Genomic DNA, 26891 nt, shown 5'->3' with positions numbered 1-26891 from the left:
CACACCAGGAGGTTTGCGATGAACCCCACGCATGAAGTCTTCAACCAGCCCGCACCGCTGTCGGACTACAACCTGTTTGACACCAACCGCCCGCTGCGTGATGCGCTGAAATTCAATGCGCCAGCGCTGGATACGTACGAGCTGAGCCAGCTCGGTGCGAAGCTGGGCAGCACGGCCATGCAGACCCATGCGCGCCTGGCCAACATTCATGGCCCTGTGTTGCACAGCCATGATCGTTTTGGCCGTCGTGTGGACCAGGTGGAGTTTCATCCCGGCTATCACGAGCTCATGAAGCTCGCGGCGGGCTCGGGCCTGCATGGCTCTCCCTGGTCTGAAGAAAATCCATCTCCCCATGTCCAGCGCGCGGCGGGTTTCATGCTCTTCACCGAGCTCGAGCCCTCCATCCTGTGCCCCATCTCCATGAGCTACGCGGCCACGCCCGCGCTGCGCGGCAACACGGCCATCTACGCCGACTGGGGCCCCAAGCTGGCGAGCCGCGCCTATGACCCCGAACTCAAGCTATGGCAGGCCAAGGCCGGCCTCACCATGGGCATGGGCATGACGGAAAAACAGGGCGGCTCCGACGTGCGGGCCAACACCACGCGCGCTGAGCCCGCAGGCCGCGATGGCTGGGGCGAACGTTATGCCATCACCGGCCATAAATGGTTTTTCTCGGCGCCCATGTGCGACGCCTTTCTGGTGCTGGCCCAAACCCCAAGCGGCCTTTCCTGCTTTTTCCTGCCACGCGTGCTGCCCGATGGCGGCCTCAACGCCATCCGCATCCAGCGCCTCAAAGACAAGCTGGGCAACAAGGCCAACGCAAGTTCCGAAGTGGAATTTGAAAACGCCCAGGCCTGGCTGGTCGGGGGAGAAGGCCGCGGCATTACGCAGATCCTCGAAATGGGCACCATGACCCGGCTGGACTGCGCGCTGGGCACCAGCGGGTTGATGCGGCAGGCGCTGGCCCTGGCGCTGAACCACACCTCGCAACGCAAAGCTTTTGGCAAGCTGCTCATCGACCAGCCGCTGATGCGCAACGTGCTGGCCGACCTCGCGCTTGAATCCGAAGCCGCGACCGCGCTGGCAATGCGCCTGGCCCGGGCTTTCGACCACACTGTCGATGCCCACGAGGCTGCCATGGCGCGCCTGTTGACACCCGTCGCCAAGTTCTGGATCTGCAAGCGCGGCAGCCATTTCGCCCAGGAGGCGATGGAATGCCTGGGCGGCAACGGTTATGTGGAGGAGGGTGGTGAGGGCGTCATGGCCCGCGTTTACCGCGAGATGCCGCTCAATTCGATTTGGGAAGGCGCGGGCAACATCATGGCGCTGGACCTTTTGCGCGCGCTGCGCAAAGCCGACGCCGTGGCGGCCCTGAACCAGGAGCTTGTCGCCGCAAAAGGCGCGCACCCTGCGCTGGACCGGCTGGCCGCTGCCTTGCCAACGCGTGTGGAAGAAATGGCGACTGAAGTGGAGGCACGGCGGCTCGCGCAGGACGTCGCGCTGGCGGTGCAGGCCGCCTTGCTGTACCAGACCGCGCCCGCTGCCGTCTTCAGCGCTTTTTGCGACTCACGCATTGCGGGCAACTGGGGCCATGCCTTCGGCACACTGGGCGCTGGCACCGATTTCGACACCCTCATCGCGCGGGCCATGCCCCGCTGAATTTCCAGACACCCAGAACACCCCGGAGACACCATGAGCGAGCTGATCCTTCACCACTACCCCACATCGCCATTTGCCGAAAAAACCCGGCTGATGCTGGGCTACAAAAACCTGCCCTGGAAGTCCGTGATCATCCCGATGATCATGCCCAAGCCCGACGTGGTGGCACTTACCGGCGGCTACCGCAAGACGCCCATCCTGCAAATCGGTGCCGACATTTATTGCGACACCGCCTTGATCAGCGACGTACTGGAACACCTGCAGCCCGAGCCTTCCGTGTACCCGGAACCCAGCAAGGGCCTGGCGCGCACGCTCGCGCACTGGGCCGACAACACGCTGTTCTGGACCTCCATGGCCTACAACACGCAGCCCAAGGGCGTGGCCCAGATTTTTGAAAAAGCGCCACCCGAAGCCGCCCGGGCTTTCGGCGAAGACCGCAAGGCCATGAGCATCGGCATGCCGCGCCTGCGCGCCAGCGATGCCGCCGCAGCCTATAAATCCTATTTGCGCCGCATTTCCGACATGCTCGACGACCGGCCTTTTCTGCTGGGCGACGTGCCCTGCGTCGCCGATTTTGCGATGTACCACCCGCTGTGGTTCACGCGCACCCGCACACCGGTGCTCGCGGGCATCCTGAACCTCACGCCGGCCGTGCTGGAGTGGATGGACCGCATGGCAGCCATTGGCCATGGCGGCATTGAAAAGTTCAGTTCGGCCGAAGCTGTGGCGCTGGCCGCCGCGTCAACGCCGGCGCCGTTGCACGATGACCTGTTCCAGGACGAGCACGGCATTGCGCTGGGCAGCCAGGTGCTGGTCAGCGGCGAGAGTTTTGGCCCGGAGCCTACCGAGGGCGAGCTGATCGCCGCCACCCGCATGCACTACACGCTGCGCCGTACCGATGCGCGTGCCGGTACCGTGCATGTGCACTTCCCGCGCATCGGTTACACCCTGAAGGCCGCAAACCCAGCATGAGCAGCAACACCGGTATTTCCTGGCGCTTTCTTCCCTTTGGCGCGCTGACCGCCCTTGAGCTTTATGAGATCTTGCAGCTTCGCAGCGAAGTGTTTGTGGTCGAACAGGCCTGCAGCTTCCAGGACATGGACGGCGCCGACATGGAGGCCATGCATTTGCTGGGCATAAGGGAAGGGCGGCTGGTAGCCTACGCACGCTGCTTTGCTGCGGGCGTGAAGTTTGCGGAGGCCAGCATAGGCCGCGTGGTCACGCATGCTTCAGCACGCGGCGGCGGCATTGGCCATGTGCTGATGAAAGAGGCCGTTGGCCGTTTGCAGCAGCACTGGGGCCCGCAACCCATCCGCATAGGTGCACAGGCACGGCTTGAGCAGTTCTACCTGCAGCACGGTTTTGCCAATACCGGCCAGCCCTACATCGAGGACGGCATACCGCACATCGAGATGCTTCGGGTTGCCTGAATAGTTACCTGAGCGACAGCTGCGGCGACAGGGTGCACGGACAATTTTCCTGTTCTTCAAGACACCAAGATATTCAAGGAAAGCGAACCATGATCACGGATTTCAAAGGTAAAACGGCAGTGCTGACCGGCGCGGGCTCGGGCTTTGGCCTGGAATGCGCACGCCTGGGGGCCCAACTGGGCATGAACCTCGTGCTGGTTGACGTGCAGCAGGATGCGCTGGACAAAGCCACCGAAGAGATGAAGGCTTCCGGTGCCCAGGTGCTTTCGTTCAAGCTTGACGTCTCCAGCGCAACGCAGATGGAAGCCATGGGCAAGGCCGTGTTCGAGCGCTTCGGCGCGCCGCATTTCGTTTTTAACAACGCCGGTGTCGGGTCGGGCGGCCTGATCTGGGAAAACAGCGTCAAGGACTGGGAATGGGTGCTGGGCGTCAACGTCATGGGCGTGGTCCACGGCGTGCGCATTTTCACGCCGATGATGCTGGAAGCCGCCGCCAAAGACCCATCCTGGCAGGGCCACATCGTCAACACCGCCAGCATGGCCGGCCTGCTGAACCCGCCCAACATGGGCGTCTACAACGTCAGCAAGCACGCCGTGGTGGCTCTCAGCGAAACCTTGTACCAGGATTTAGGCCTTGTGACCGACCAGATCGGCGCTTCGGTGCTGTGCCCCTTCTTTGTAGCCACCGGCATCGGCATGAGCCACCGCAACCGCCCGGCCGAACTTGGTGCGGAAAAGCCCACCAGGAGCCAGATGATCCAGCAGGCCATGACGGGCAAGGCAGTCGGCTCCGGCAAGGTGAGCGCCGCCGATGTGGCGAAACTGGTGTTTGACGCCATCGCAAAGAACCAGTTCTATATCTACAGCCACCCCAAAGCCATCAACTCTGTGCAGACACGGCTTGAAGACGTGCTGCAGGCGCGCAACCCGACGGATCCGTTTGCCGACAAGCCTGAAATTGGCCAGCAACTGAAAGCCGCGCTTCGCGGGGCCTGATGGGCCGCGGCCGCCTTGCTTGGGCCGGCCTGCTGCTTGGGCTGGCGGGAGCAGGCGCGTTGGCACAACCGGTGAAGTGCCCCGACGGAAAACTTGCCGACGGCATTGAACGGGCAGGGGACGCCCGGCAATGCCTGGTCATCCGCAAGCTGGCGCCTGGCCAGACGTCCGGCATCACACCCAAGGTACTGGTCGTCTTTCTGCACGGCGACAACGGCGGGCGCACGGAGTTGAATGCGGACAGCGGCACAGCAGCCTTGCTGGCCGAAAAGCTCCAGGCCGTCACCGTGGCCATGCAGCGCCCCGGTTACCGCAGCGATCTGGGCGTATCGGACGGCGAGTCCGGCCCCGGGGACGACGACTACACATTCCGTAATGCTGAAATCATTGCTGCCGCACTGGGCAGCCTGCGCAACCTTAATCCCGGCAAGAAGATTTTGCTGGTGGGCCACTCGGGCGGCGCGGCCATGGCGGCCTTGCTGGCCAGCCGTTTCCCAGGCAGTGCTGATGCCTACTTGCTGGCTGCCTGCCCCTGTGATGTGCCGGCATGGCGGCAATGGCGCAGCAGCACTGCGGGCAAGGCCGGCACCTGGAGCCGCAGCCTTTCCCCGCTGGCCGAAGCGGAAAAAATCGGCCCCGGTACGCTGATCAGCGTGGTGGTGGGCAACAAGGACGAAAACACCTTGCCCCAGTTCAGCGAGGCCTATGCCAGGGCGCTGCAGGCGCGCGGCGTCAAAACCCGGGTCACGTATGCGATGAACGCCACCCACGTGTCGGTGCAGCGCACGCCGGAGTTCTTCATGCTGGCCGGGGAATTGACCGACAGGCTGTCGAAATAGTGCCTCTGCGCTATCCTTGCCGCTCCTTCATTCAACGCTTTTGATGATGTCCAAACTCCTGAACCGACTTTCCCTGGCAGCCGTTCTGGCCGCCGGCTTGCTGCTTGCCGGCTGCAACGATGCGTCCGACAGCTCATCGGCAAAGACCAGCGAACCGCTATCCGCGGCGGCCATTGAAACCGGCGCCAAAGGCTTTGCGTCCGGTGCGCTGATGAGCAGGCGCACGGTGTATGTGTTTTTTGATGCGCAATGTCCGCACTGCGGCGCGCTGTGGGAAGCGGCAAAGCCGCTGAAGTCCCAGGCCAAGTTTGTCTGGATTCCTGTCAGCCTTCTCAATGCCGCCAGCACTGCCCAGGGAGCTACGTTGCTGGCGGCCGGCGACCCGGTGGCAGCCATGGATGAGCATGAGACGTCCTTGCTGGCCAGGCGCGGCGGTATCAGCGCGGCAAACAACATCGACGCCCAGAAGGAAGCCGTCGCCAAAAATACCGAACTGATGAAGCGGCTTGGGCTGGCCTCTGTCCCGACCATCGTGGGAACCCATGCCCAGACTGGCGCCACAGTGTCGCAGGAGGGTTCGCTGTCCACTCCTGCGCTTGCCACCCTGTTGGGTTTACAGGTGCCGTAAGGCTCACAGGCGAACCTGCGCCGTCATCAGGGCCGATTTTTTGAAAGAAAATAGCCAGCGGCCCAGAAAGGGTGGGCGCAAGTTGCTATATATTTAATAGCAATCCACGCCCCGGATACGATCCGGACTGCCCCCCGGATTCAGAACAGGACCCGGCTGCGGATCGTTCCCGGCACCTCGGCCAGCTTGGCCAGCGCGATGTCGGAGTGCGCTGCGTCGATGTCGATCACCACGTAGCCCACAGCCTCGTTGGTCTGCAGATACTGCGACGCGATGTTGATGCCGTTGGCCGCAAACACCTTGTTGATTTCCGACAGCACGCCCGGCACATTGCGGTGAATGTGCAGGAGGCGGTGCTTGCCTGGGTGGGCCGGCAGCGCCACTTCGGGGAAGTTGACGGAAGACGTCGAGGTGCCGTTGTCGCTGTACTTCACCAGTTTTTCGGCTACCTCGATGCCGATGTTTTCCTGCGCTTCCATGGTCGAGCCGCCCACATGCGGGGTCAGGATCACGTTGTCCAGGCCGCGCAGGGGTGACTCAAACATGTCCTTGTTGCTGCGCGGCTCGACCGGAAACACGTCGATTGCGGCGCCCAGCAGCCTTTTCTCCTTCAGGGCTTCGGCCAGCGGCTCAATTTCCACCACCGTGCCGCGTGAGGCATTGATCAGCACGCTGCCAGGCTTCATCGCGGCGATCTCTGCTGCGCCCACCATCCATTGGGTGGCTTTGGTTTCGGGCACGTGCAGGCTCACCACGTCGGACTGGGCCAGCAGGTCCTTGAGCTGGGCCACCTGCCGGGCGTTGCCCAGCGGCAACTTGGTCACCACGTCAAAAAACACGACGTGCATGCCCAGCGCCTCGGCCAGCACCGACAGCTGCGTGCCGATGGAGCCGTAGCCGACGATGCCCAGCGTTTTACCGCGGATTTCGTAGGCGTTTTCGGCCGACTTGAGCCAGCCGCCGCGGTGTGCGACCGCGCTTTTCTCGGGCACGCCGCGCAGCAGCAAAATGGCCTCGGCCAATACAAGCTCAGCTACGGAGCGTGTGTTGGAAAAAGGCGCGTTGAACACCGCAATGCCGCGTTCGCGGGCGGCGTTCAGGTCGACCTGGTTGGTGCCAATGCAAAAGCAGCCAACAGCCGCCAGCTTGCCCGCTCCGGCAAACACCTCGGCTGTGAGCTGGGTGCGGGAGCGAATACCGACAAAGTGCGCGTCGGCGATTTTGGCTTTGAGCTCGTCGTCAGGCAGCGCGCCGGCGAGGCTTTCGATGTTGGAGTAACCCGCGGCCTTGAGAACCTCTACCGCAGAAGGATGAATGCCTTCCAGCAGCAGGAATTTGATTTTTTGCTTGTCGACCGAGGTTGTTTTGTTCATGGAAGGCGGGGGTTGGCGTGCAGAGTTGGTTGGAAATCAAGTATGAAGCAAAGTCAAAACCCGGTTTTTGCAAGGGCCGGGCAGGGCGTCGTTGGCGAAGACGGCCCAAAACGCCTTTCAGAGCGTATTTCCGCCTGTTTTGACTATCAAAAATGCCTGAAGGCCAATAGGGACAAGCGCCACCAGCTATAAATTCAATAGCATCCGGCTTGCACCTTGCACCTGTATGGATGGGTGATGGCCTCCAGTCGTTGCCCCCGTCGCCCAGGTGAAAAAATCCCGTACCTGCGCCAACTCGGCCACATCTTCCCTGCACACCAGCCAGGCTGACTTGTCGGACACCTGCTCGCTCTGAGCGAGGACGCTCAAACGGCCGCCGGCGATCAGGTTTGTGGCCATGGATGCCCTGACCCAGGCGACGCCGCAACCCTGGGCCGCCGCCTCGACCAGCACCAGCGCGTCGTTGAATTGGTGTCCGCACGCCTGCGGCATCTTTGTGCCGCCCGCCGTTGCGGCTTTCGGCAAGCGCTGCGGCCAGGGTTCGTGGGTGTGGCGCAGCAACTGGTCAGGCGGCCAATGTGCAGGCAACTTCCCATGTTGCGCAACCCAATCGGGTGCCGCCACGGCAACCATGTGATCGAACCACAGCCTGTGGCAATGCAAGCCCTCCCTCGAGAATTGGCCAAACCGGATCGCCACCAAGGGCACTTGGGGCGGCAGGCTCACCATGTCGTAGCCGGCCTCTACCGACAGGCAGACGTTGGGGCAAGCCACACCGAATGCTCGCAGGCGCGGGACAAGCCATGTGCTCGCCATCGACGACAGCACGAGAACCTTCAGCTGCCGCTGCACCGCAGGCAGTCCATCCAGCTTGAGTGCCGCATGCAAGGCCTGCAGCGGATCGCCCAAACGCTGGCTCAACCGCTTTCCGGCCTCATTCAAGGTGATCTTGGGGCCATGGCGTTCAAACAGGGATTCGCCGCACCAGTCTTCAACAGACTGGATGTTCCGGCTGATGGCACTGTGGGTGAGATGACGCTCTGACGCCGCCCTGGTGAAGCTGCCCAGACGCGCAGCAGATTCAAACGACTGAAGGGCGGGCAAGGAAGGCAGGGCACGTGTTTTCATGGCGGGCGGCATGGCAAGAACGGGGGTTCATTGTGCAATATACGCACAATAACCAACTCTATAAATCGCTTTTCCCGGTTTTTGGCAAATATGAAAATGGCCGCTTCTCAACCCTAGCCATGACTTATGAACGCCAGAGATTTGTGCCTTGCCATTGCCGTTGCCGCGATCTGGGGAGTGAATTTCTCCTTCATCAAGCTGGGCGTTGCGCATATTGACCCGTTTGTGCTGGCTGGGTTGCGCTTCACACTGACCGCGTTGCCCCTGGTCTTCTGGCTGCCGCGCCCGGCCGTGGCCTGGCGCTGGCTGGTGGTGTATGGCTTTGCCTTTGGTGTCGGTACCTGGGGCCTCGTCACTTTGGCCGTGCGGGCGGGGCTGTCACCTGGCCTGGCGGCATGGTTGCTGCAGAGCAGCGCTTTCCTCACCCCGATGCTGGGTTTGCTGTGGCTTGGAGAAGCGCTTTCAAGGGCCCAGAAACTCGGCAGCGCCATCGCATTGGTGGGTTTTGTCCTGGTTGTCACGGCCACGGATGGCGCGACCTCGGCCATGGGCATCGCACTCGTGCTGACAGCCGCCGTCTCGCTGAGCGTTGCCAATCTGGTGGTCAAGCGTTCGGGCGCCAGGCCGGCCCAGATACTGGGCTTTGTGGCGTGGTCATGCCTTTTTGCGCCTTTGCCCTTGTTTGCGCTGGCTTATGCCAGTACTGGCGCTGCTGCGTTCGCCGCCTTGCCCCAGCAGTTCAACGCCATCGCGTGGGCCTCATTGGCGTTTCAGGTTTACCCCACCACGCTGTTTGGCTACTGGGTCTGGAACTCGCTCATGGCGCGCTACAGCGCGGCTGAGGTGTCACCAGTAGCGCTGCTGGTGCCGATCTTTGCCGTGGTGTTTGCATGGCTGCTGTTCGGCGTGGTGGCGACGCCGGGGCAGACGCTCGGTATTGTTTTCATCCTGCTGGGGCTTTTGACCACCACCTTCTATCAGCGGCTCTCTCAGGTGTTGATGCTGAAGGGTTGGGTCAGGTGATCGGTTGAGGTGAGGCGTTTTGACGGCCCTTTTTTCATATCAAAAGGACCTGAAGGAAAAGAGGCACGGGCGCCAGCAGCTATAAATTCAATAGCATTTGCGGGACACCTGGTGGCGCGGGGTCGCACGTCACAGCATCCCTCACGCGCAGTTCGCCGCCCGCCAGCACCCGTGCCGTCAGCCCTCCGTGGCCGCGCATTGCGTTGTAGCCGCCCCTGCCCAACACTTCCTCCATGCGCGAACAGGGCTCACAGGGGCCAGTGATCTCCAGCACCACATCGCCGATGCGCAGCACCATGGGCTGGTCTTTGAAGAGCGTTTTGGCCGCCAGCAGGTTCAGGCCTGACACCACCAGATTGCGCCGCAAGCTCGCGGCATCCACTGTGCCAAGCCGTACCAACGCCGCCAGCGCGGGAAGGTGCTCGGCCTGGATCAACGTGACCTGGCGTTTGTTGCTTTCCGGGCGAATGGCAGGCGCCGCCGCGCTCCGGTCGCCTTCCAGCCCACGGCCGGCCAGCGCCGTTACGGTAGCAACGCTGAGCACCGGGCTGCGGCGGGCGGGCCTCAGCAAAATTTGTTCAAGCCGCCCTTGGTGGGGGAATTGCCGCGTGAGCGTGCGCAGGTCACTGATGCCCGTGCCGGCGGTGGCTGTCATTCCAGTACCTGTCCCGTGGAAGGGTAGCTGCGCGACAGCACCTGTTCGTCTGTCAATTCCGGGCCCTGCCACATGGTGACTTCTGAAGCGCCGGCCCCCAGGGCCATCTCATGGAGGGCCCGTATTTCCACCTGGGTGAAACCACCTGCGGGCTCGCCCAGAGGATGGAAAACCATGCGGGGCGCGGGAGCCAATATATGAGTGGCCTGGAGTTTCCGGACGAATGCCTTCAGTACCTGCTCGCCGCGGGTGAAGTCGGACACCATGGAGCGCGGGTGGCTGAAAGGATTGATGACCTCTGCCGACTTGCTCGATTTATGCAGGGCAGCGTCATTGCCCGCACCCAGCACTTTGGGCTTGGGGCTGCGGGAAATCGCAATTTCGGGCACTTCGGAAATGAAAGCACCCGTTTTCACATTGCGCACCGTCAGCCGGTAAGGCGACAGGCGGATGTACAAAGGTGGCTTGATGAAGTCGAACATGGTCAAGGACGGCGGTTGAATTCAGTGAGCCTGGCGCTCATGACAACACGGCTTTCAGTGCGGCCAGGAGCCGTGCAGCTGCCAGCTTGACCCGCGTCTTGAAACGGCGGGCCATGCGCCATGGCAACGACGCCCTGGCTTGGGCCATGATTTTGTCCTTCCAGGCTTTCCAGGGGGTGTAGAGCCGCGCGAACCACGGCATTTGCATGAGTGCAGGCTGGGTCAGCTGAAAGAGGCGTGCCGCCAGCGCGGTTCCGGTGAGCTTGGCCGCCAGTATCAGCGCCAGGCCGACAGTCACATGCCCCAGGCCAAACAGGTAAAGCGCCAGCAGCTTCAGCGGGATCAGCGCCAGAACCGGCACGCCGAAGGCGAGCAGCGCAGCCCAGGGCGGCAAGCGGGTGATCCAGCGCTCCAGCCGCCCCCACCAGGGCAGGCGCCCCAGTGCTGCAAAGCCGGCGGCCAGCGGCTCCCAGCCCCATTCTTCAAACAGCAAAAACAGCGCAACAGGCGCAAGCAAAACGGCCCGCAACACTTTTTTGAATTTGCCCATATCCTTTTCCTCAAAGCGCCGAAGGGTAGGCACGGCTCCAGCCGAGCAGCAGCACGCCCGCTGCAAGCGCCCAGGCCAGTGTGGCGCAGGCGAGCGTAACGGGCAGTGTCGCGCGCACGCTGAGCCAGTACACCACCAGCAGATAAACCGCGTAGGGGATGAGGGACCACAGGCCAAACAGCGCCGTGGTGCGAAGGTCAGCCGCGGAGCGTTCGCTGCCCACGATGTAGTGCGCAATCAGGGCAAAGGTGGGAAACAGCGGCACCAGCCCGGCAATGAAAAAGCTGCGCGACCGGGAAAGAAGGGCAATGACCAGCACGGCAAGCGCACCCAGCAGGCATTTAAGAAAAAGTGAAAGCATGGATGGAGAAGAAGAAGGAATGCGAAGACGCGGTAGCAGCACCGATCAGCAGTTTATCGAAGGGCACTATCGGCGCCCTTCGGCCTGTATCGCCGGCATGCCGTTCTGCGCTTTCTTGCGCATGGAAAAGATGCTGTCGTTTGAAAGCTCAGGCACCACGGCAAAGCCGAGACCTTCGTAGGTGGTCAGCGCAGGATGGTTGTCACGGTACACGCGCAGTGTGAAAGCCGTGGCACCGGTATCACGGGCCGCCTGGGCCATCAGCAGCCTGCACAGCGTTGAACCCAGGCCCTGGCCGCGCGCGTGGGGCGCCAGGATGATGCGGGCCAGATGGGCAACACCTGCCTCACGCACCCAGAACTGCCCAAAGCCCAGCGCCTCTGCCGGGCCCCGGCTCACGACAAAGCTGAAAGCGCCGGGTTCAGCCAGCAGTACCGGGAGCCGTTCGGGCTCAAACGGAAACTTCAGCTTGGGGCCGGCCCAGCGCAAACAGGTGCCGGCGTCCTGGACCCAGGTGCCCAGCGCCGCATAGTCGGCGGCCCCGGGTGGCCGCAAGGCCAGCGAAGGAGCGCGGGGCGGTGATTGCGGGGAATCCATGGCGCCATTGTGCGGCAAGCCCGAGGCCTCGCGTTACGCGCCCACCAGGTGCGCAAGGCAGTGTGTTCCTTCAATGCCAGGGCTTCACGCGGCACATTGAAGGCTGACGGCTTGCAGGGTTTTGCCGGTTTCAGGGTCGAACACCACCAAGTTCACCTGGCGCTCATGGCCCTGGGTTGCGGCAATGCTGCGAAAGGCCAGTTTTTGCGGCCCGGTTTCGCTGCTTTTGTATTCCCCGGCCTGGGTGTACTGGCGCACCACGAAGTCGTGTTTGAGAACCTCGCCGGCGTTTTCACCGGCTTTCACTTTGGAGTTGTGCCCATGCTCGGTGACGGTCCAGTAGGCTGACCAGGACGGTGACACCTGCGGTGCGGGCATCGGGGTGACGCTGGCTTCAAACTGGTCCGGCCCGAGTTGCCTGAGCACGATGCTGGCGCGCGCGGGTTCCTTGCTGTCGGCAGGCCTGCCACCCCAGCGAGGCCAGTCTTTGCCGTTGAGTACAGCCTGCGGTGTATAGATGCTGCGCAGATTGTTCCTGGACGCTATTTCGCGTTGCCGGCTGGTGTAGGCGGGCGCGGCAAAACGGTCAACCCAGCCGATGTAGTCCCAGTAGCCGACATGAAAGGCTTGCACCACGGCCCCACTGCCTTTCAGTGACGAAGCCCATTTGTCAGCGGGCGGGCAGGAACTGCAGCCCTCAGAGGTATACAGCTCAACGACCGGCGTGATGGTCGGCCCTGAGCTGATGGCACAAGCGTTTTGTGCAGACAACGCACTGGACGTCAATGCCATCAGGGCGGTCGCGATGATCAGTGGGGCATTGCGGCCGGAAGGCCGTGGGGACGCGGTGTGCAGCATGAGGGTCTCCGTGGATTGCAGACCCCCATTGGTCGATGGACTTCGCCGGTTCTTACACCTGGTTAACAACGACGCGGCAACGACCGGGATTCAGGCGCTTAAACCAGCGGCATGGTCTCCGAGTCTTTTTCCAGGTGCGCAATGCCGCCACGCCGCTCAAGCCGGTCCTGGAGCTGGCCCATGTGGGCGGCCATGGTGTTGTCCGACTGCTCCAGCCGCGCCAGCAATGCCTGTTGCTGCTGCGAGAAGCGCTCGGCCAGCACAGTGGCGGCAGCGGCTTCCCGGTGCTGTGCGGCCAGGGCCTGCACCTCCAGGTAGCTCCGCAGTTCGGTAAAACGCGATGCCTCGGCCTTGTCAGCCAGCTCACGCTGCGTGTTCAGCTCGCGTGCGTAGCGCCGGGTTTCCAGCAGGTTGGTGCTTTGCATGTAGAGCGTGGAGGCCAGAAACACCACTGTGGCAACCACCAGCAAGAGCAGCATCACGAAGCCCAGCGACACCTCCACGGTGGTAAAGCCCAGGCTGAGCATGCTCACGCGGCTGAATTCATCGACATTGAGGGCCACAAAGCCCGCCAGCAGCAGCATGGCCACCACCAAAAAAATAGTGCGAGTCCGCATGTGTCTCTCCCCTGAAAATGTAAGAAATTGCTTTAAGCCCATGGTCATTATCAGAAGCAAAACAGCGCTGGCGCTGTGGGACAATGCCGACCCTTGGCGTCAGTTTGTACTCGGCGCACCGATAACGGCTTTCCGTTAGGGCAGGCCGCATCGCCGGGAGGGCATTTGCCCTTTTCTTGACTTCTTTTGCTTCTCTTTCCGAGCTTTTTCGAACATCTCTTTCAATATGCAGAAAATCATCCGCCAGATCGCGGCAGAAATCAAAGTCCAGGAACATCAGATCAAGGCAGCCGTAGAGCTGCTTGACGGCGGCGCCACAGTGCCCTTTATTGCGCGCTATCGCAAGGAAGCCACCGGCGGGCTGGACGACATACAGTTGCGCGAGCTGGAATACCGGCTGGGCTACCTGCGCGAGCTGGAAGAGCGCCGCGAAGCCGTGCTCAAAAGCATTGAAGAGCAGGGCAAGCTCACGCCCGAGTTGCGTGCAGCCATTGAGTTTGCCGCCACCAAGCAGGACCTGGAAGACTTGTACCTGCCCTTCAAGCCCAGGCGCCGCACCAAGGGCCAGATTGCGCGTGAAGCCGGCATCGAGCCGCTGGCCGACAAGCTGTTTGCCGACCCGTCGCTGGTACCTGCCGACGAAGCCGTGGCCTTTGTGAAGGCCGAAAAGAACGAAAGCGGTGACGACTTCACCACCGTGCAAGCCGTGCTCGACGGCGTGCGCGACATCCTCAGCGAACGCTGGGCCGAAGATGCCGGTTTGGTGCAGTCGCTGCGCAACTGGCTTTGGAGCGAAGGCCTCTTCAGCTCCAAGCTGGTCACCGGCAAAGACGAGAACAACGCCGACAACAGCAAGTTCCGCGACTACTTCGACTACGACGAACCGATTGGCCGCGTGCCTTCGCACCGTGCGCTGGCGGTCTTTCGCGGCCGCGGGCTTGAGATTCTGGATGCCAAGCTGGTGCTGCCCGAGCAGGCCGAGCCCGGCAAGCCCAGCATCGCCGAAGGCAAGATCGCGCTACACCTGGGCTGGAGCCACAAGGCCCGCCCGTCCGATGACCTGATCCGCAAGGCGGTGGCCTGGACCTGGCGCGTCAAGCTCAGCCTCTCGCTCGAGCGAGACCTCTTTACCCGTTTACGCGAAGAGGCCGAGAAGGTCGCCATCAAGGTGTTTGCCGACAACCTGCGCGACCTGCTGCTGGCAGCGCCCGCCGGCCCGCGTGTGGTGATGGGGCTGGACCCGGGTATTCGCACCGGCGTGAAGGTCGCCGTGGTCGACGCCACCGGCAAGCTGGTGGAGACCTCTACCGTCTACCCGCATGAGCCGCGCAAGGACTGGGACGGATCCCTGCACACGCTGGCCAGGCTCTGCGAAAAGCACGGTGTCAACCTGATCGCCATCGGCAACGGCACCGCCAGCCGCGAAACCGACAAACTCGCCGCCGACCTGATCAAGGGAATGGCCAAGGTGGAACAGGTGATTGAAAAAGTCGTGGTCAGCGAGGCCGGTGCCTCCATCTATTCCGCCAGTGAATTTGCCAGCCAGGAAATGCCCGACGTGGACGTGAGCCTGCGCGGTGCGGCCAGTATTGCGCGCCGCCTGCAAGACCCGCTGGCGGAACTGGTCAAGATCGACCCGAAATCGATCGGCGTTGGACAGTACCAGCACGACGTGAACCAGAGCGACCTGGCGCGCAGCCTGGACACCGTGGTCGAAGACTGCGTGAACAGCGTCGGCGTGGATCTGAACACCGCCAGCGTGCCGCTGCTGGCGCGCGTGTCGGGCCTTTCGCAAACAGTGGCCAAGTCGGTGGTGCGCTGGCGTGATGCCAATGGCGCGTTTGCCAGCCGTGCCGATTTGCTCAAGGTGACCGGCCTGGGCGCCAAGACTTTTGAACAGAGTGCCGGCTTCTTGCGCCTGCGCAGCAGCAGCAACCCGCTGGACATGACCGGCGTGCACCCCGAAACCTACCCGGTGGTCGAAAAAATCATGGCCCACACCGGCAAACCGGTGGCCGAGCTCATGGGCCGGGCCGAGATGCTCAAGACCCTGAAGCCGGAGCTGTTTGCCAACGAGCAGTTCGGCGTGATCACCGTCAAGGACATCATTGCCGAACTTGAAAAACCCGGCCGTGACCCGCGCCCTGACTTCAAGGTGGCCCGCTTCAACGACGGTGTGGAAGACATCAAGGATTTGAAGGAAGGCATGACGCTGGAAGGCACGGTCAGCAACGTGGCCGCCTTCGGGGCCTTCATTGACATCGGTGTACACCAGGACGGCCTGGTCCACGTGAGCCAGCTTTCCAACAAGTTCGTGACCGACGCACGTGAGGTCGTAAAAACCGGCGACATCGTCAAAGTGCGCGTCACCGAAGTCGATGTGGCGCGCAAACGCATTGGCCTCACCATGAAACTCGACGCCGCACCGGCCCGCCGTGACGGCCCGCGTGACAACCGCTTTGAAAGCGCACGGCCGCCGGGCGGGCAAAACCGCGGCGGCAACTATGGAAGCCGCCCAGGCGCGCCACAACCGGCCGCCGCGACCGCCATGGAGTCGGCCTTCAGCAAGCTGGCGGCACTGAAGAAATAGCAACGCGCACGCCGCCAGGTCGCCAGAAAGACATGAATCGACCCGTTTTTAGAGTTAAATCGGGCCCTGGCGCTTGACTGACGGGCGCAACCAGCTATCAAAACAATAGCAATCACCCCCCCATGCAAGCCCTCCGCATTTACGCCGGTCCCAAGGCACGCCGGCATATCGAGCTAAACGGCCTCAAGCCGGCAGACATTGCCGTTGTACCCGGGGCGGCGGGCGGGCCCAAGGGTTTGATCCTTGGCGCACTGGACCGCTTCATCTTTGGTGACTGGCTGGCGCAAAGCAGCCATCCGGTGGACCTGGTGGGTGCGTCCATAGGCGCGTGGCGCATGGCCACGGCCTGCCTGGACAACCCTGCGGCCGCATTCCAGCGCCTCGAAACCGATTACATCCACCAGCATTACGAACTCAAGCCCGGCCAGAAGCGCCCGACCGCCGACGCCGTCAGTGAGCAGTTCGGCCAGAGCCTGAAGGTTTTCTACGGGGGCCGGGTGCAGGAAGTGATTGGGCATCCCCGCTATCGGCTGCACATCGTCACCTCGCGTGGCCGCCACATGCTGGGCCGTGAGCACAAGGTGGCCACGCCGCTGGGCTACTTTGGCGCATTCCTCACCAACAGCCTGCACCGCAAGGCCATGGGCGCGTGGCTGGAGCGCGTGGTGTTTTCCACGCAGAACGCTTCCTTGCCGTTTTCAACTGCCGACTACCGGACCCGCCAGGTGCCGATGGACGAAGCCAATTTTCAGCCGGCGCTTCAGGCCAGCTGTTCCATCCCCTTTGTGCTGCGCTCCGTGCGCAACATCCCCGGCGCGCCGCCCGGCGCCTACTGGGACGGTGGCATCACCGACTACCACCTGCACCTGAACTATCACCGCGGGGCCCCGGCAGGGGAGGCGGGGTCATCGCCGGGATTGGTGCTGTACCCGCATTTCCAGAGGGCCGTGGTGCCTGGCTGGCTCGACAAGGGCCTGAAGTGGCGGCACGGAGCCACACATTTTCTGGACAATATGGTGCTGCTCGCCCCCAACCCGGACTGGATCAAGACCTTGCCCGGCGGCAAGCTTCCGGACCGCGCGGACTTCATGCGCTACGGCCCCGATATCCAGGCACGCATACGCGCATGGTCGCAGGCCACGTCGAAAGCCGGGCAGCTTGCGGAGGAATATGCCCGCTGGCTGGACCGCCCGGACATGAAGCTGGTCCATCATTTATGAACCGGCCATGAGCCGGCCGGAATGCGCGCCTCGATGCGGTGTTCCTCCGGCGAGGCGCTCATAAAAAAAGCCGCATGACGTGGCACGTCATACGGCAATTCCAGATCGCTGCCAGGCACATCAGCCTGGAGCGGAAGCATCAAAACACGTGTGCAATACCCGCGTACACCGACTTCGGGCTTTGGCCGACCGCCGAGAGCGCCAGGCCGGCCGAACTGCCGCCGCCGCCGCTGATGGTATAGCCGGCGTTGGCCTGGTTGCTGATCCTGGTCGCGCCGCCGTAGATCGTGGTCCGCTTGGACAGCGGGTAGTCGTAGCGCAGGCCTATCGCCTTGGAATCCGCATTCGCCGTGGTCTTGTTTTTGAGCTGGCCGTAGGTCGCGATCAGCTTGCCAACGCCGATAGGGGCCGATGCGCCGATCTGGTAGGCATCCAGGGCCGGAGCGCCGGCCGCGTCGCCGCGGCGGCGCACAAAGATGGCAGACGGCTTGATGACCCCGAAATCGTAGGAGACGGCGACGTCAGTGTATTTATCGGTATTGCCGACTATGTAGATGGTTTTTTCCGTCAGGTAGCTGATTTGCGCCGACAGCGTGCTGCTGCTGTAGCCGGCTGCGAGGTTGAGCGTGTTGCCGGTGGATTTAGGCTGGCCCACGCCGGTCGATTCGCCCATTGCATAAAACACATTGGCCTTGAAGCCACCCCAGGTCGGCGTGGTGTACTGGATGGAATTGTCGCGGCGCGTGGTGGCGTCGGCGGGCGAGCCGCCGTTGATGCCCACGCCGGGACCGGCGTAATAGTTCAAGGCCCCCGACATGGTGAATCCGGCCGGATCGAATGCCGCCATGGTTCCAAAATGCGGCGTGTACTGGCGGCCGATGTTGACGGCACCGAAGTCACCGCTCAAACCCACCGTGGCCAGGCGCTGAAACATGTAAGTACCGCCCGTGGGCACCGTGCTGGTCGGGCTGAAGGCGGTGCCGGTGCCGACGCCGGTGTCCACAAGCACCCCGGCTTCCAGCACGAAATTTGCCTTCAAACCGCCGCCAAGGTCTTCCGTGCCGCGAAACCCGAACCGCGAACCCATGGCACCGCCGCTGGAGACGCGTGTCACATTGCCGTTGCCGGCGGATGCGACTTCCACGAAGGTATCAACCACGCCGTACAGCGTGACGGAGCTTTGGGCCTGAGCGGCGCAACTGGCAGCGGACAGCACGGAAAGTGCAAATAGTTTGGTCTTCATCAGGTCTCCTAATGTTGTTGATATAAGCGTGCTTATCGATTCGACGCAACCCTGCAGGTCCCATGCACTGTTGTTTGCGGACAGCAAACACCGCGTGAAATCGCTAATCACTGCATGAGGTTAATGGGTTTTTAGTTATAAAAAATAAGTAAATAGTCTCTTGCCAGCAAAGACATTTATGGTTATAAAAAGTAATTAAATAACTTTTACAGGCATGGATGAGCCTGGCCTGCGGCAGTCTTGCCATGGATGGCCAACCGGCGCAGGCGGCCCCGGTTGCGCCGGGGCACACCATTGCGCCATCGCGGGACAGGGCCGCATCCTCACGGAGCCGATGGTTTGCCGCCAACCACAATTGCAGCGGGGAAAGCGGCACATTGGCCGCCAAGGGCGAGGAGGCCTAGAGCGACGTGCCGAGGAGCTCTTCATATTCCGCCGCACTGGCAATCCGCGGATTCGTTTTGTGGCAATGGTCTGCCAGCGCGCCGGTGATGATCTGACTGAACTGCTGGCGCTGTACCCCCATGGCCGCCAGGCCCGCGGGAAGGCCCAGCCGGGCGTTCATGTCCCGGATGGCGTCGGGAATGTCGCTGCCCGAAGCCAGCCCCATGGCGCGGGCCATGCGGTTGAGCCGGTTGTCCTTCTGAACTGATTCGGCCTGTGCATTAAAGAGGACCACGGCAGGTAAAAACATCGCGTTCAGCGTGCCATGGTGAAGGCGCGGATCGACACCGCCCAGGCTATGGCTCAGCGAATGCACGCAGCCCAGCCCCTTCTGGAAAGCCATGGCACCCTGCATGGACGCGCTCATCAGGTTGAAGCGGGCGTCCCGGTCACTGCCATCGCGCGTGGCCCGTTCGATATGAGCCCAGCCGCGTTCCAGGCCGTCCAGCGCGATGCCGTCGGCCGGCGGGTTGAAGGCAGCTGACATGAAGGTCTCCATGCAATGCGCAATCGCATCCATGCCGGTGGCCGCTGTCAGTTTGGCCGGCAGGCCCAACGTGAGCTCCGGGTCGCAAATCGCCGTTTTGGGTACCAGGTGCCAGGAATGAAAGCCGAGCTTGCGATGGTCGTCCACGATGATGATGGCTCCGCGGGCGACTTCGCTGCCGGTGCCGCTGGTGGTGGGTACAGCAATCAGCGGGGCTGCGCGGTCCGTGATTTTCGGGGAGCCACCTTCGATGGTGGCGTAAGTTGTGAGCGGGCCTTCATGGGTGGCGGCAATCGCCACGCCTTTGGCGCAATCAATGGCTGAGCCGCCTCCCACCGCGATCAGGCCGTCGCAGCCAGCGGACCTGTACAGCGCCGCAGCTGCGCGAACGGCTGCTTCGGTGGGATTCGAAGGGGTCTGGTCAAACACCGTCACCTGCATACCGGGCAGCGCGTCAAGCGCTTTTTGCAAAATACCTGCGGCCTTGACACCGGGGTCGGTGACGATAAGCGGGCGGGTGATGCCGACACGCTCACATTCCTGCTTGAGCAATTTGATCGCGCCGAATTCAAACTGGATCTGGGTGACGTAATAGATAAAGGCCATGGTTTTGCTGTCTTTCGCGTTGTACGATGCTGGGCGGTTTTCCCGTGCCGCCCATCTTGCCCCAATCGGCTTGGCCTTACTTTAATAGCTGGAGATGCCCATGAATTGCAAGCAAACCCTGATGCTGGTCGCCTTGGCGATAGCGGCTCTTCAGGCTGGGGCCGAATGTCTGAGCGATGCGCAAGTCGGCGACCTGGCCGAAAAGATCGATGCCAGACAGCCTGCGGCCAACCCGGAAGGTCTCAACGAGGCCGATGGCGCCTGTACCCGCGCCAAACTCAATGCGCTGCTGCAAAAGCGCCACGGCAAAGTGATCGGCTACAAGGCAGGCCTTACCAACCCGGCGGTACAAAAACGCTTCAACTACGACCAACCCGTGTGGGGCAAGCTGTATGAAGGCATGGTGCTGCCCGGCGGGTCCGTGGTTGATGCGGCGTTCGGCGCGCGGCCACTTTTTGAGGCCGACATGCTCGTACGCGTCAAAAGTGCAGCCGTCAACCAGGCCCGGACACCGATGGATGTGCTTGAAGCCGTTGACCAGGTGATTCCCTTCATTGAATTGCCCGACCTGGTCGTGCAGGCGCCGCCGAAGCTCAACGGCCCGGCGGTCAGCGCCATCAATGTCGGTGCCCGGTTCGGTGTGGCCGGTACGCCTTTGGCCGTGCCGGCGACAAGGGCGGAGCGTCACGCCATGCTGGTCATGCTGGAAAACATGACCGTTGTGCTTGCAGACGGCAGTGGTGCAGAACTGGGAAGAGGCAAGGGCGGCGACATCCTCGGTCATCCGCTCAACGCAGTCGTCTGGCTGGCCGGCGCCCTGGCCAAAGAAGGTCTTGCCATGAAGCCAGGCGATTTGATCAGCCTGGGCTCGTTTTCACCGCTGCTGCCGCCCAAGGCAGGGCTGACCGCCACAGCAACTTACCAGGGGCTGGCCGGAGCGCAGCCTGTGTCGGTCACATTCAAATAAATGCGCCGCACTTCCCCTGAAGACTTGCTGACCCCCGCGATGCGGGATGTACTCAGCCGCATGGCACGGGCCAGGCGCCCGCCGTTTCATACGCTCACACCCGCAGGAGCCAAAGCGGCCTACGAGGCGGGTGCGGGCGTACTGGAAATTCCCAAGCCGGCCCTGGCGCGGGTCGAAGACCTGCTCATTCCCGCCAGGGATGGCTACAGCCTGCCTGCGCGCCTCTACGCGCCCTCAACTGGCCACCTGCCGGTACTGCTTTACTTTCATGGCGGCGGCTTCAACATCGGCAGTGTGGCAACGCATGACGTTTTATGCCGGCAACTCAGCCACCTGGCGGGTTGCGCGGTTATTTCCGTGGACTACCGGCTGGCACCGGAGTACAAATTTCCTGTAGCTGCCCATGATGCCTGGGATGCCCTGGAATGGCTGGCGGCATGCTCAACCAGCCTCGGTCTTGACGAAACCCGTGTGGCGGTCGGCGGCGACAGCGCGGGCGGCACGCTGGCAACCATGTGCGCCATCCTGGCCCGCGATGCCGGCCTGCCGCTGGTGCTGCAGCTGCTGTTTTACCCTGGTTGCGCCGCCCATCAGGACACCCCGTCGCACCGGCTTTTTGCCGGTGGTTTTGTGCTGGAGGCGGCTGACATCACCTGGTTTTTCAACCACTATGTGCGAAGCCCTGCCGACCGCGAGGACTGGCGCTTTGCACCGCTCAACGCGACGGATGTGGACGGTGTGGCCCCTGCCTGGCTGGGGTTGGCAGAGTGTGATCCCCTGGTCGACGAAGGGGTGATGTATGCCGACAAGCTGCGCGCGGCCGGCGTGCCGGTCGACCTGGAAATCTACCGCGGGGTCACGCACGAGTTCATCAAGATGGGGCGCATCATTCCCGAAGCACGGCAAGCCCATGCGGACGCGGCCCGGGCGCTGCGCCAGGCATTCAATCTTTCGGACAACAAGCCATGAAGCGACAGGAATTCCGATTTTTTCACCCGCTGCGGGTTCGCTGGGCCGAAGTGGACATGCAGAAAATCGTGTTCAACGCGCATTACCTGATGTACTTCGACACTGCCATCACCGACTACTGGCGCGCGCTGGCACTGCCGTATGAGGAAACCATGCACAAGCTGGGCGGTGACTTGTACGTAAAAAAAGCTACGGTGGAATACCACGGCTCGGCACGCTTCGATGACCGGCTCGATGCAGCGCTCAAGTGCGTGCGCATCGGTAATTCATCGATGACATTCACAGGCGCGATGTTCAGGGCCGATGAATTGCTCATTACCTGTGAACTCATCTATGTGTTTGCCGATCCCCTGACGCAGACGTCCCGGCCCGTGCCGGACGCGCTGCGCAATCTGCTCATGGGCTTTGAAGCCGGTGAGGCCATGGTGGACATCAGGACGGGTGATTGGGCCACCCTGGGCGCCGACGCTGCCAGGGTCCGCACGGCCGTGTTTGTGCAGGAGCAGGGCATTCCGATGGAGATGGCATGCGACGAAGCGGACAACTCGGCCGTGCACGCCGTGGCCTATAACGCGTTGGGAGAGGGCATTGCGACCGGGCGGCTGGTGCGGCAAGCCGATGGCACGGCGAAGATCGGGCGCATGGCGGTGCACAAGGCGCTGCGCGGAGCTCACCTTGGCCAGAATCTTTTGAACGCGTTGATGGACGCCGCCCGGGATCGTGGAGACCATGAGGCCATGCTGCATGCGCAGCGCAGTGCGGAGGGCTTTTACCGGCGCCTTGGCTTTGAGGCCCGGGGTGAGCCTTTCGAAGAAGCCGGCATCCCGCATCTTGAGATGGTCAAGATGCTGTAAAACAACGTCTCGAGAGGAGCGGGTGCGGGCCTTTCCCTTTGCAAAGGCGACAATCACGGCTTCGCCGGTTTTGCACGCGCATCCAACCGGATTCAAAGATTGAGAAAGCCGATCGATTTCATGGTCAAGAAAAAGAACCGTCCTGGCCCCCAGGGTAATTCCGCAGCCACCAACAGGATCGCTGGGTCATCCCGTGCCGAAGCGTCTCGTCCGTCACAAGGCGGGGAGGCCTTGGCGACGCCCTCGATGCAGACGGGTTTTGGGCCTCGGGCCAGCTTGCCTGCGGAAGTCGCTCAAGGTCACTGGATCGTTGCGTTTCTTGCGTTCATGATGTTTCTCACGCCAGCGATCGGCGTGCCTCATGAGGAGATGCTGCAGGACACCCTGAAATCCATGGTGGTGTCGTTTTCAGCCGTTGGTACAGCTCTTGTTTTCTTCTGGCAGCAACGCCATCGCAGGGAACCCTTGCGCTGGCATGCGCTCATGTGGCTGCCCTTGTCACTGATGTTTTATGCCTTGGCCAGCATGCTCTGGTCACACGCCTATCTGGGCGGTGTGGAGGCGATAAGGTGGTTCATTTTCAGCCTGCTGCTGTGGCTGGGATTAAATACCCTCTCGAAGGAGCGCCTGCCTTATCTGGCCTTGGGAATTCATCTGGGTGCCCTTACGGCGTCGCTCTGGACGGCGCTTCAGTTCTGGTTTGATTTCACCTACTTTCCGCAAGGCCCGAACCCTGCATCCACCTTTGTCAACCGCAATTTTTTTGCGGAATTCGCTGTGTGTGCCGTGCCGTTTTCGGCGTATCTTCTGGCTCAGGCTAAAACCTCGTCAAAAATCACACTGATGTCATTGAGCAGCGGCTTCATAGCCGTGGCGCTGATGATGACCGGCACCCGGGGAGCACTCGTTGCGCTGTGGGTCCTGTTGTTACTGGTTCTTCCGGTAATTGCCATTTTGTACCGCAAGCAGTTTGCGTTTTCTGCCTGGAACATCTGGCAAAAACTACTGGCTTGTTGCGTGCTTGGGGGAACCGTTCTTGCGCTGGGGCTGATTCACACGGGCAACATGCAGATCGCCCAGGAAGAGCGCGGCACCACAGCCTTTGAGCGCGCTTTCAACCGCACGGCGACTATTTCCGTCAATGACAGTTCGTTGGGTGTGCGCCTGATCATGTGGAAGGCAACTTCGCGAATGATCAAAGCCACGCCGCTCACCGGGGTCGGCGCGGGCGCCTGGGAGGTGGACATTCCGCTCTACCAGGTTGAAGGCTCCCAGCTTGAAACCGACTACTACGTCCATAACGAGATACTGCAGTTGTTGGCGGAATACGGCCTGGTGGGTTGGGCGTTTTTAGCCTGCCTGCTGCTTTATCTGCTGGCTTCAGCCTGGAAAACACTGAGAAATCGCTCAGCAGAGGGGCTGAGCGAAGCCCCCTTGCGCGCAATAGCTTTATCCAGCCTTCTCGCATTGCTGATCGTGAGCAACATCGGGTTTCCCTGGCGGCTGGCCAGTACAGTTGCGATATTTGCGCTGGCCCTTGCCATACTGGCGGCGTCCGATGCCCGATTGGGACTCGGGCTTGGGCCTCTGACTTTTGCACAGAGTGTGGGCTGGAAGCCCATCTATTCCCGGGTATTTGCCGGTGTCATGCTGTTGTGCCTGTTTCTCGCGGTGCATATTTTTCAGCAAGCCGCGGCGGCGGAAGGCAAGATTGTCAGGGCCGTGAGGCTGGCCCTCAGCGTTAGCCAGTCGCAGGACTACCGCGACCCGAAGTGGAACAAGATCAAGCGCGAAATATTAAACCTCTTGAACGACGGGATAGCCATCAATCCTCACTACAGAAAACTTACTCCGCTGGTGGCGGACGAACTGGCGCGTTGGGGCGACTGGAAAAACGCCGTCTGGGTCTGGGAGTCGGTGGTTCGTTCCCGTCCTTATCTGGTAGCGGTAATGTCCAATATCGCCCGTGGTTATGCCCAAATGGGAAATACCGACAAGGCGTTTGAGTTTCTGGAACGCTGTAAAAAACTGCAGCCCAAGGCCCCTTCGGTTCGATCCCTGGAGGTCATTTTGCTGAGCCGTACCGGCAAGGAGCCCGAGGCACTCCGGCTGGTCAAGCAATCCCTGGCGGAAGGCATTTATGACTATGACCTCCTCAATGCCGCGTGGGCGCTCGGCGGACGGAGCGGGGACTTTGATCTGGCAATTCAGGGAATGGAATTGCGAAACAAGGGCTGGCCGGCCCTGGAAGTAGACGGCATGCTCAAGCTTGGGTACATCTATGCTTTTCAGAAGAAGGACGAGGCGAGGGCGCAGGCTGCTTACCAGGCTGCCCTGGCCGCAACCCCTGAAAGAGCGAAGGACTCCACTCTCCAGATGATTCCGCCAACGTATCGGCCCAGGCCCTAGAGCGCTGTTTGCCGCCACGAAGTCACATAACTGTGAATTGACGCGGCGGCAAGTGGCTTACCCCCCGGAGTTGTCATTCGGCCCGGCGGATGGGTTTGCTCTTCCAGCCACACGCTCCAGCATCGGGAACCTTCGGACTCGTTTTGGGCCTTTGCCAGCAGCACAGTGCTGCAACGCGTTCCGTAGGCATATTCCGGAAAATCCACAAAAGCGCTGGACAGCGCCTCTTCCCGCATCAGCGGCACGCCTGTCGATGGCAAATGTTCGCGCGGTGCACGCTGGCGGTTGGCGAGCGCGGTCCATAGCGATGCCCGTAACGCTTCGTCACTCCCGGAATCGAGCGCTGTAGCCAACACACGCTTGAGTTCTATGGTCTTGGGCCAGGGCGTGTCCAGCGCGGCATTTGACAAACCATAAACGCCAGAGGACAGGTGCTTTGCTTGCCAGCTGGCCGCGCCCGGATCCCCTGGCCGGTTGGTGGCCCACATCCAGTTGTTCCGCTGGAAGTCACCCACTACCAGGTTAAAGCCTGCGTAGTCCGGGCCTTCTTCTTCCAGGGCTGAAACAAAACCGGTCGCATCGTCGTGGCTTTCCAGCCAACGCGTCACCAGTTCCCCCCGCGAGCGGGCCCCGGCATCTGCTCGGGCGCCGCGCACATTGGTCAGAAAAGCAATCCTGCCGTCCGGTGTCATGCCCATCCAGGTGCCGCCGGCACGCAAGTCGCGGCCTGAAAGGACTTCTTGCCCTGAATCGGTTTGCCAGCGGGCGAGCGGCAGCGTCGGCCGGTCCAGGAATTCATCGCGGTTGGCGGCAATCAGGAGCGGCCAACGCTCCGATACGCCAATGGCAAATGCAATCAGGCACATGTCATGAGCCCCGCGCCCCCTGTGCCGCGCATCAGATGTCTTCGAGCAGCGGGTAGGGCAGGGGAAGCAGGCTCAGGGCTTCGCCTGTGGCGCTTCCCAGCGTCAACCGGCCGTCGCCGGCATCGGCGGCGGCAGAGGTCTGCATCGACACGATGGCGTCAAAGCCGCCAGCAGGATTGGCGGCCGCCGCGGCGACCAGCCCGCAAGGCTGCCCTGCGTCGGAGGCGTGAAATATCTCCTGGCCTGTTGCCGGAGTTCCGGCGGTATGAACAAGGTATGCGCGCCGTTTGAGCGTGCCGCGGAACTGGCTGCGCGCAACGATTTCCTGGCCCGGGTAGCAACCCTTTTTGAAGTTCACCCCTCCGACGGATTCGTAATTCAGCATTTGCGGCACAAAGGCCTCAAAAACGGGCTGCGTGATCATCGCAATACCGGACTGCACATCCAGCCAGTGCCACAAGGCGCTGTCGATGCGCGCGCCTTCGGGCGCGGGCGAAGCGGCAGGTGCGCACCAGATTGCACGCGGCTGGCCTGCGCCGGAGTGCAAAAACACCATATTTGCATCACCTATATCGGTTTTTGACCATACAGGACGGGCACCGGCAGCTATTGAATCGATAGCATTTCCAGTGACGCCGTAGAGCGCAAATTCTGCGCTGGCGTCGGTCAGTCTGGCCTTGGCACGCAGCACAAACATCGACAGGCGCTTGAGTGTGGCGGGCAGGATGTCGCGGCTGCACAGCAGCAGCACGTCCTGGCCGGCATCGCTGCTGCGCTTGAACACCACAAAACTGGCCTGCATCCGGCCCTTGGCATTGCAAAAAGCCGCCAGGCGCGCTTCGCCGGCCCCCATCAGGGCCACGTCCTGGGTCAGCTGGCCCTGCAAAAACGTGACGGCATCTTCACCGGAGGCACGGATGACACCCAGGTGCGCAAGTTCGGTGATGCCGGAAATCAGGTGAGCGGCAGAAGGCAGGGTCATGGGGCGTTCACATTCGATGGGGAGATGGGCTGAATTATCATAGGCTCGAGGTTTTGCGT

The 26891-nt window shown here is 62.0% G+C and carries 26 protein-coding genes; 13 read left to right on the top strand and 13 right to left on the bottom strand.

Annotation, left to right across the window (positions count from 1 at the left end):
• Nucleotides 1-18 precede the first annotated feature (18 nt).
• The 6 genes from AC1D11_RS13965 to AC1D11_RS13940 all read left to right on the top strand — a co-directional run bounded on the left by AC1D11_RS13965 (nucleotide 19) and on the right by AC1D11_RS13940 (nucleotide 5551).
• Nucleotides 19-1659, top strand: a complete 1641-nt coding sequence (locus AC1D11_RS13965) for an isovaleryl-CoA dehydrogenase (RefSeq protein ID WP_477648418.1) — start codon at nucleotides 19-21, stop codon at nucleotides 1657-1659.
• 33 nt (nucleotides 1660-1692) lie between these two features.
• Nucleotides 1693-2631, top strand: coding sequence for a glutathione S-transferase family protein (locus AC1D11_RS13960; RefSeq protein WP_477648419.1), 939 nt, complete (start codon nucleotides 1693-1695; stop codon nucleotides 2629-2631).
• Nucleotides 2628-3089: a GNAT family N-acetyltransferase gene (locus AC1D11_RS13955; RefSeq protein ID WP_477648420.1), complete on the top strand. Its 462-nt coding sequence runs from the start codon at nucleotides 2628-2630 to the stop codon at nucleotides 3087-3089. Before AC1D11_RS13960 ends, AC1D11_RS13955 begins: the two co-directional genes overlap by 4 nt.
• Nucleotides 3090-3178: 89 nt before the next feature.
• A complete protein-coding gene (locus AC1D11_RS13950; protein WP_477648421.1) occupies nucleotides 3179-4084 on the top strand; it encodes an SDR family oxidoreductase in 906 nt (301 codons plus the stop codon).
• Nucleotides 4085-4143: 59 nt separating this feature from the next.
• Nucleotides 4144-4923 carry an alpha/beta hydrolase family protein gene (locus AC1D11_RS13945; RefSeq protein WP_477648422.1) on the top strand — a complete coding sequence of 260 codons (780 nt, stop codon included), beginning with the start codon at nucleotides 4144-4146 and terminating at the stop codon, nucleotides 4921-4923.
• Between the two features lie 46 nt (nucleotides 4924-4969).
• Nucleotides 4970-5551, top strand: a complete 582-nt coding sequence (locus AC1D11_RS13940) for a thioredoxin fold domain-containing protein (protein ID WP_477651315.1) — start codon at nucleotides 4970-4972, stop codon at nucleotides 5549-5551.
• A gap of 140 nt (nucleotides 5552-5691) precedes the next feature.
• Here the strand turns inward: AC1D11_RS13940 and serA are convergent, their stop codons facing one another.
• Together serA and AC1D11_RS13930 are read right to left on the bottom strand one after the other, a co-directional pair.
• Entirely contained in the window at nucleotides 5692-6924 is a 1233-nt protein-coding gene (gene serA / locus AC1D11_RS13935; RefSeq protein ID WP_477648424.1) for a phosphoglycerate dehydrogenase, read from the bottom strand.
• Nucleotides 6925-7110: 186 nt separating this feature from the next.
• The gene (locus tag AC1D11_RS13930) at nucleotides 7111-8052 is read right to left on the bottom strand and encodes a LysR substrate-binding domain-containing protein (protein WP_477648425.1); all 942 of its coding nucleotides are present in this window, start codon (nucleotides 8050-8052) and stop codon (nucleotides 7111-7113) included.
• Between the two features lie 126 nt (nucleotides 8053-8178).
• On the opposite strand from AC1D11_RS13930, the gene AC1D11_RS13925 reads away from it, so the two are divergent.
• Complete coding sequence (locus AC1D11_RS13925) at nucleotides 8179-9075, top strand: EamA family transporter (protein ID WP_477648426.1); 897 nt, start codon at nucleotides 8179-8181, stop codon at nucleotides 9073-9075.
• A 79-nt stretch (nucleotides 9076-9154) separates the two neighbouring features.
• Here the strand turns inward: AC1D11_RS13925 and AC1D11_RS13920 are convergent, their stop codons facing one another.
• The 7 genes from AC1D11_RS13920 to AC1D11_RS13890 form a co-directional block, all read right to left on the bottom strand.
• Nucleotides 9155-9730, bottom strand: a complete 576-nt coding sequence (locus AC1D11_RS13920) for an MOSC domain-containing protein (RefSeq protein ID WP_477648427.1) — start codon at nucleotides 9728-9730, stop codon at nucleotides 9155-9157.
• Nucleotides 9727-10212: a rod shape-determining protein gene (locus AC1D11_RS13915; RefSeq protein WP_477648443.1), complete on the bottom strand. Its 486-nt coding sequence runs from the start codon at nucleotides 10210-10212 to the stop codon at nucleotides 9727-9729. The genes AC1D11_RS13920 and AC1D11_RS13915 overlap by 4 nt, the downstream gene beginning before the upstream one ends.
• A 37-nt stretch (nucleotides 10213-10249) precedes the next feature.
• On the bottom strand, nucleotides 10250-10762 hold the full coding sequence (locus AC1D11_RS13910) for a hypothetical protein (protein WP_477648428.1): 513 nt from the start codon (nucleotides 10760-10762) through the stop codon (nucleotides 10250-10252).
• A gap of 10 nt (nucleotides 10763-10772) precedes the next feature.
• Nucleotides 10773-11123 carry a GlpM family protein gene (locus tag AC1D11_RS13905; protein ID WP_477648429.1) on the bottom strand — a complete coding sequence of 117 codons (351 nt, stop codon included), beginning with the start codon at nucleotides 11121-11123 and terminating at the stop codon, nucleotides 10773-10775.
• A 66-nt stretch (nucleotides 11124-11189) separates the two neighbouring features.
• Nucleotides 11190-11720 (bottom strand): GNAT family N-acetyltransferase, encoded by a 531-nt coding sequence (locus AC1D11_RS13900; RefSeq protein WP_477648430.1) that lies wholly within the window; start codon nucleotides 11718-11720, stop codon nucleotides 11190-11192.
• 84 nt (nucleotides 11721-11804) lie between these two features.
• A complete protein-coding gene (locus AC1D11_RS13895) occupies nucleotides 11805-12578 on the bottom strand; it encodes a DUF1223 domain-containing protein (protein WP_477648431.1) in 774 nt (257 codons plus the stop codon).
• A gap of 98 nt (nucleotides 12579-12676) precedes the next feature.
• The gene (locus AC1D11_RS13890; protein ID WP_477648432.1) at nucleotides 12677-13195 is read right to left on the bottom strand and encodes a hypothetical protein; all 519 of its coding nucleotides are present in this window, start codon (nucleotides 13193-13195) and stop codon (nucleotides 12677-12679) included.
• Between the two features lie 226 nt (nucleotides 13196-13421).
• Between AC1D11_RS13890 and AC1D11_RS13885 the strand changes: the two genes are divergently transcribed.
• Nucleotides 13422-15785, top strand: a complete 2364-nt coding sequence (locus tag AC1D11_RS13885; protein WP_477648433.1) for a Tex family protein — start codon at nucleotides 13422-13424, stop codon at nucleotides 15783-15785.
• Nucleotides 15786-15907: 122 nt separating this feature from the next.
• Nucleotides 15908-17005: a patatin-like phospholipase family protein gene (locus AC1D11_RS13880; RefSeq protein WP_477648434.1), complete on the top strand. Its 1098-nt coding sequence runs from the start codon at nucleotides 15908-15910 to the stop codon at nucleotides 17003-17005.
• A 139-nt stretch (nucleotides 17006-17144) separates the two neighbouring features.
• Here the strand turns inward: AC1D11_RS13880 and AC1D11_RS13875 are convergent, their stop codons facing one another.
• The gene (locus AC1D11_RS13875) at nucleotides 17145-18248 is read right to left on the bottom strand and encodes a porin (protein WP_477648436.1); all 1104 of its coding nucleotides are present in this window, start codon (nucleotides 18246-18248) and stop codon (nucleotides 17145-17147) included.
• A gap of 400 nt (nucleotides 18249-18648) precedes the next feature.
• On the bottom strand, nucleotides 18649-19785 hold the full coding sequence (locus tag AC1D11_RS13870) for an iron-containing alcohol dehydrogenase (RefSeq protein ID WP_477648437.1): 1137 nt from the start codon (nucleotides 19783-19785) through the stop codon (nucleotides 18649-18651).
• A 100-nt stretch (nucleotides 19786-19885) separates the two neighbouring features.
• Between AC1D11_RS13870 and AC1D11_RS13865 the strand changes: the two genes are divergently transcribed.
• From AC1D11_RS13865 to AC1D11_RS13850, 4 genes are all read left to right on the top strand, one after another.
• Nucleotides 19886-20752 carry a 2-keto-4-pentenoate hydratase gene (locus AC1D11_RS13865; protein WP_477648438.1) on the top strand — a complete coding sequence of 289 codons (867 nt, stop codon included), beginning with the start codon at nucleotides 19886-19888 and terminating at the stop codon, nucleotides 20750-20752.
• Nucleotides 20753-21721 (top strand): alpha/beta hydrolase, encoded by a 969-nt coding sequence (locus AC1D11_RS13860; RefSeq protein ID WP_477648439.1) that lies wholly within the window; start codon nucleotides 20753-20755, stop codon nucleotides 21719-21721.
• Entirely contained in the window at nucleotides 21718-22575 is an 858-nt protein-coding gene (locus AC1D11_RS13855) for a YbgC/FadM family acyl-CoA thioesterase (protein ID WP_477651317.1), read from the top strand. Before AC1D11_RS13860 ends, AC1D11_RS13855 begins: the two co-directional genes overlap by 4 nt.
• A gap of 99 nt (nucleotides 22576-22674) precedes the next feature.
• A complete protein-coding gene (locus AC1D11_RS13850) occupies nucleotides 22675-24984 on the top strand; it encodes an O-antigen ligase family protein (RefSeq protein WP_477651318.1) in 2310 nt (769 codons plus the stop codon).
• Here AC1D11_RS13850 and AC1D11_RS13845 read toward each other — a convergent pair.
• On the bottom strand, nucleotides 24981-25850 hold the full coding sequence (locus AC1D11_RS13845) for an NRDE family protein (protein WP_477649818.1): 870 nt from the start codon (nucleotides 25848-25850) through the stop codon (nucleotides 24981-24983). The two genes, AC1D11_RS13850 and AC1D11_RS13845, sit on opposite strands and share 4 nt — an antisense overlap.
• Nucleotides 25851-25881: 31 nt before the next feature.
• Nucleotides 25882-26832 (bottom strand): CAF17-like 4Fe-4S cluster assembly/insertion protein YgfZ, encoded by a 951-nt coding sequence (gene ygfZ / locus AC1D11_RS13840; RefSeq protein ID WP_477649817.1) that lies wholly within the window; start codon nucleotides 26830-26832, stop codon nucleotides 25882-25884.
• Between the last annotated feature and the right edge of the window lie 59 nt (nucleotides 26833-26891).

This window comes from Polaromonas sp. P1_E11, from assembly GCF_056405995.1.
Note: the sequence above shows the minus strand (reverse complement) of the source record. Positions and strands in the feature narration are given on the sequence as shown.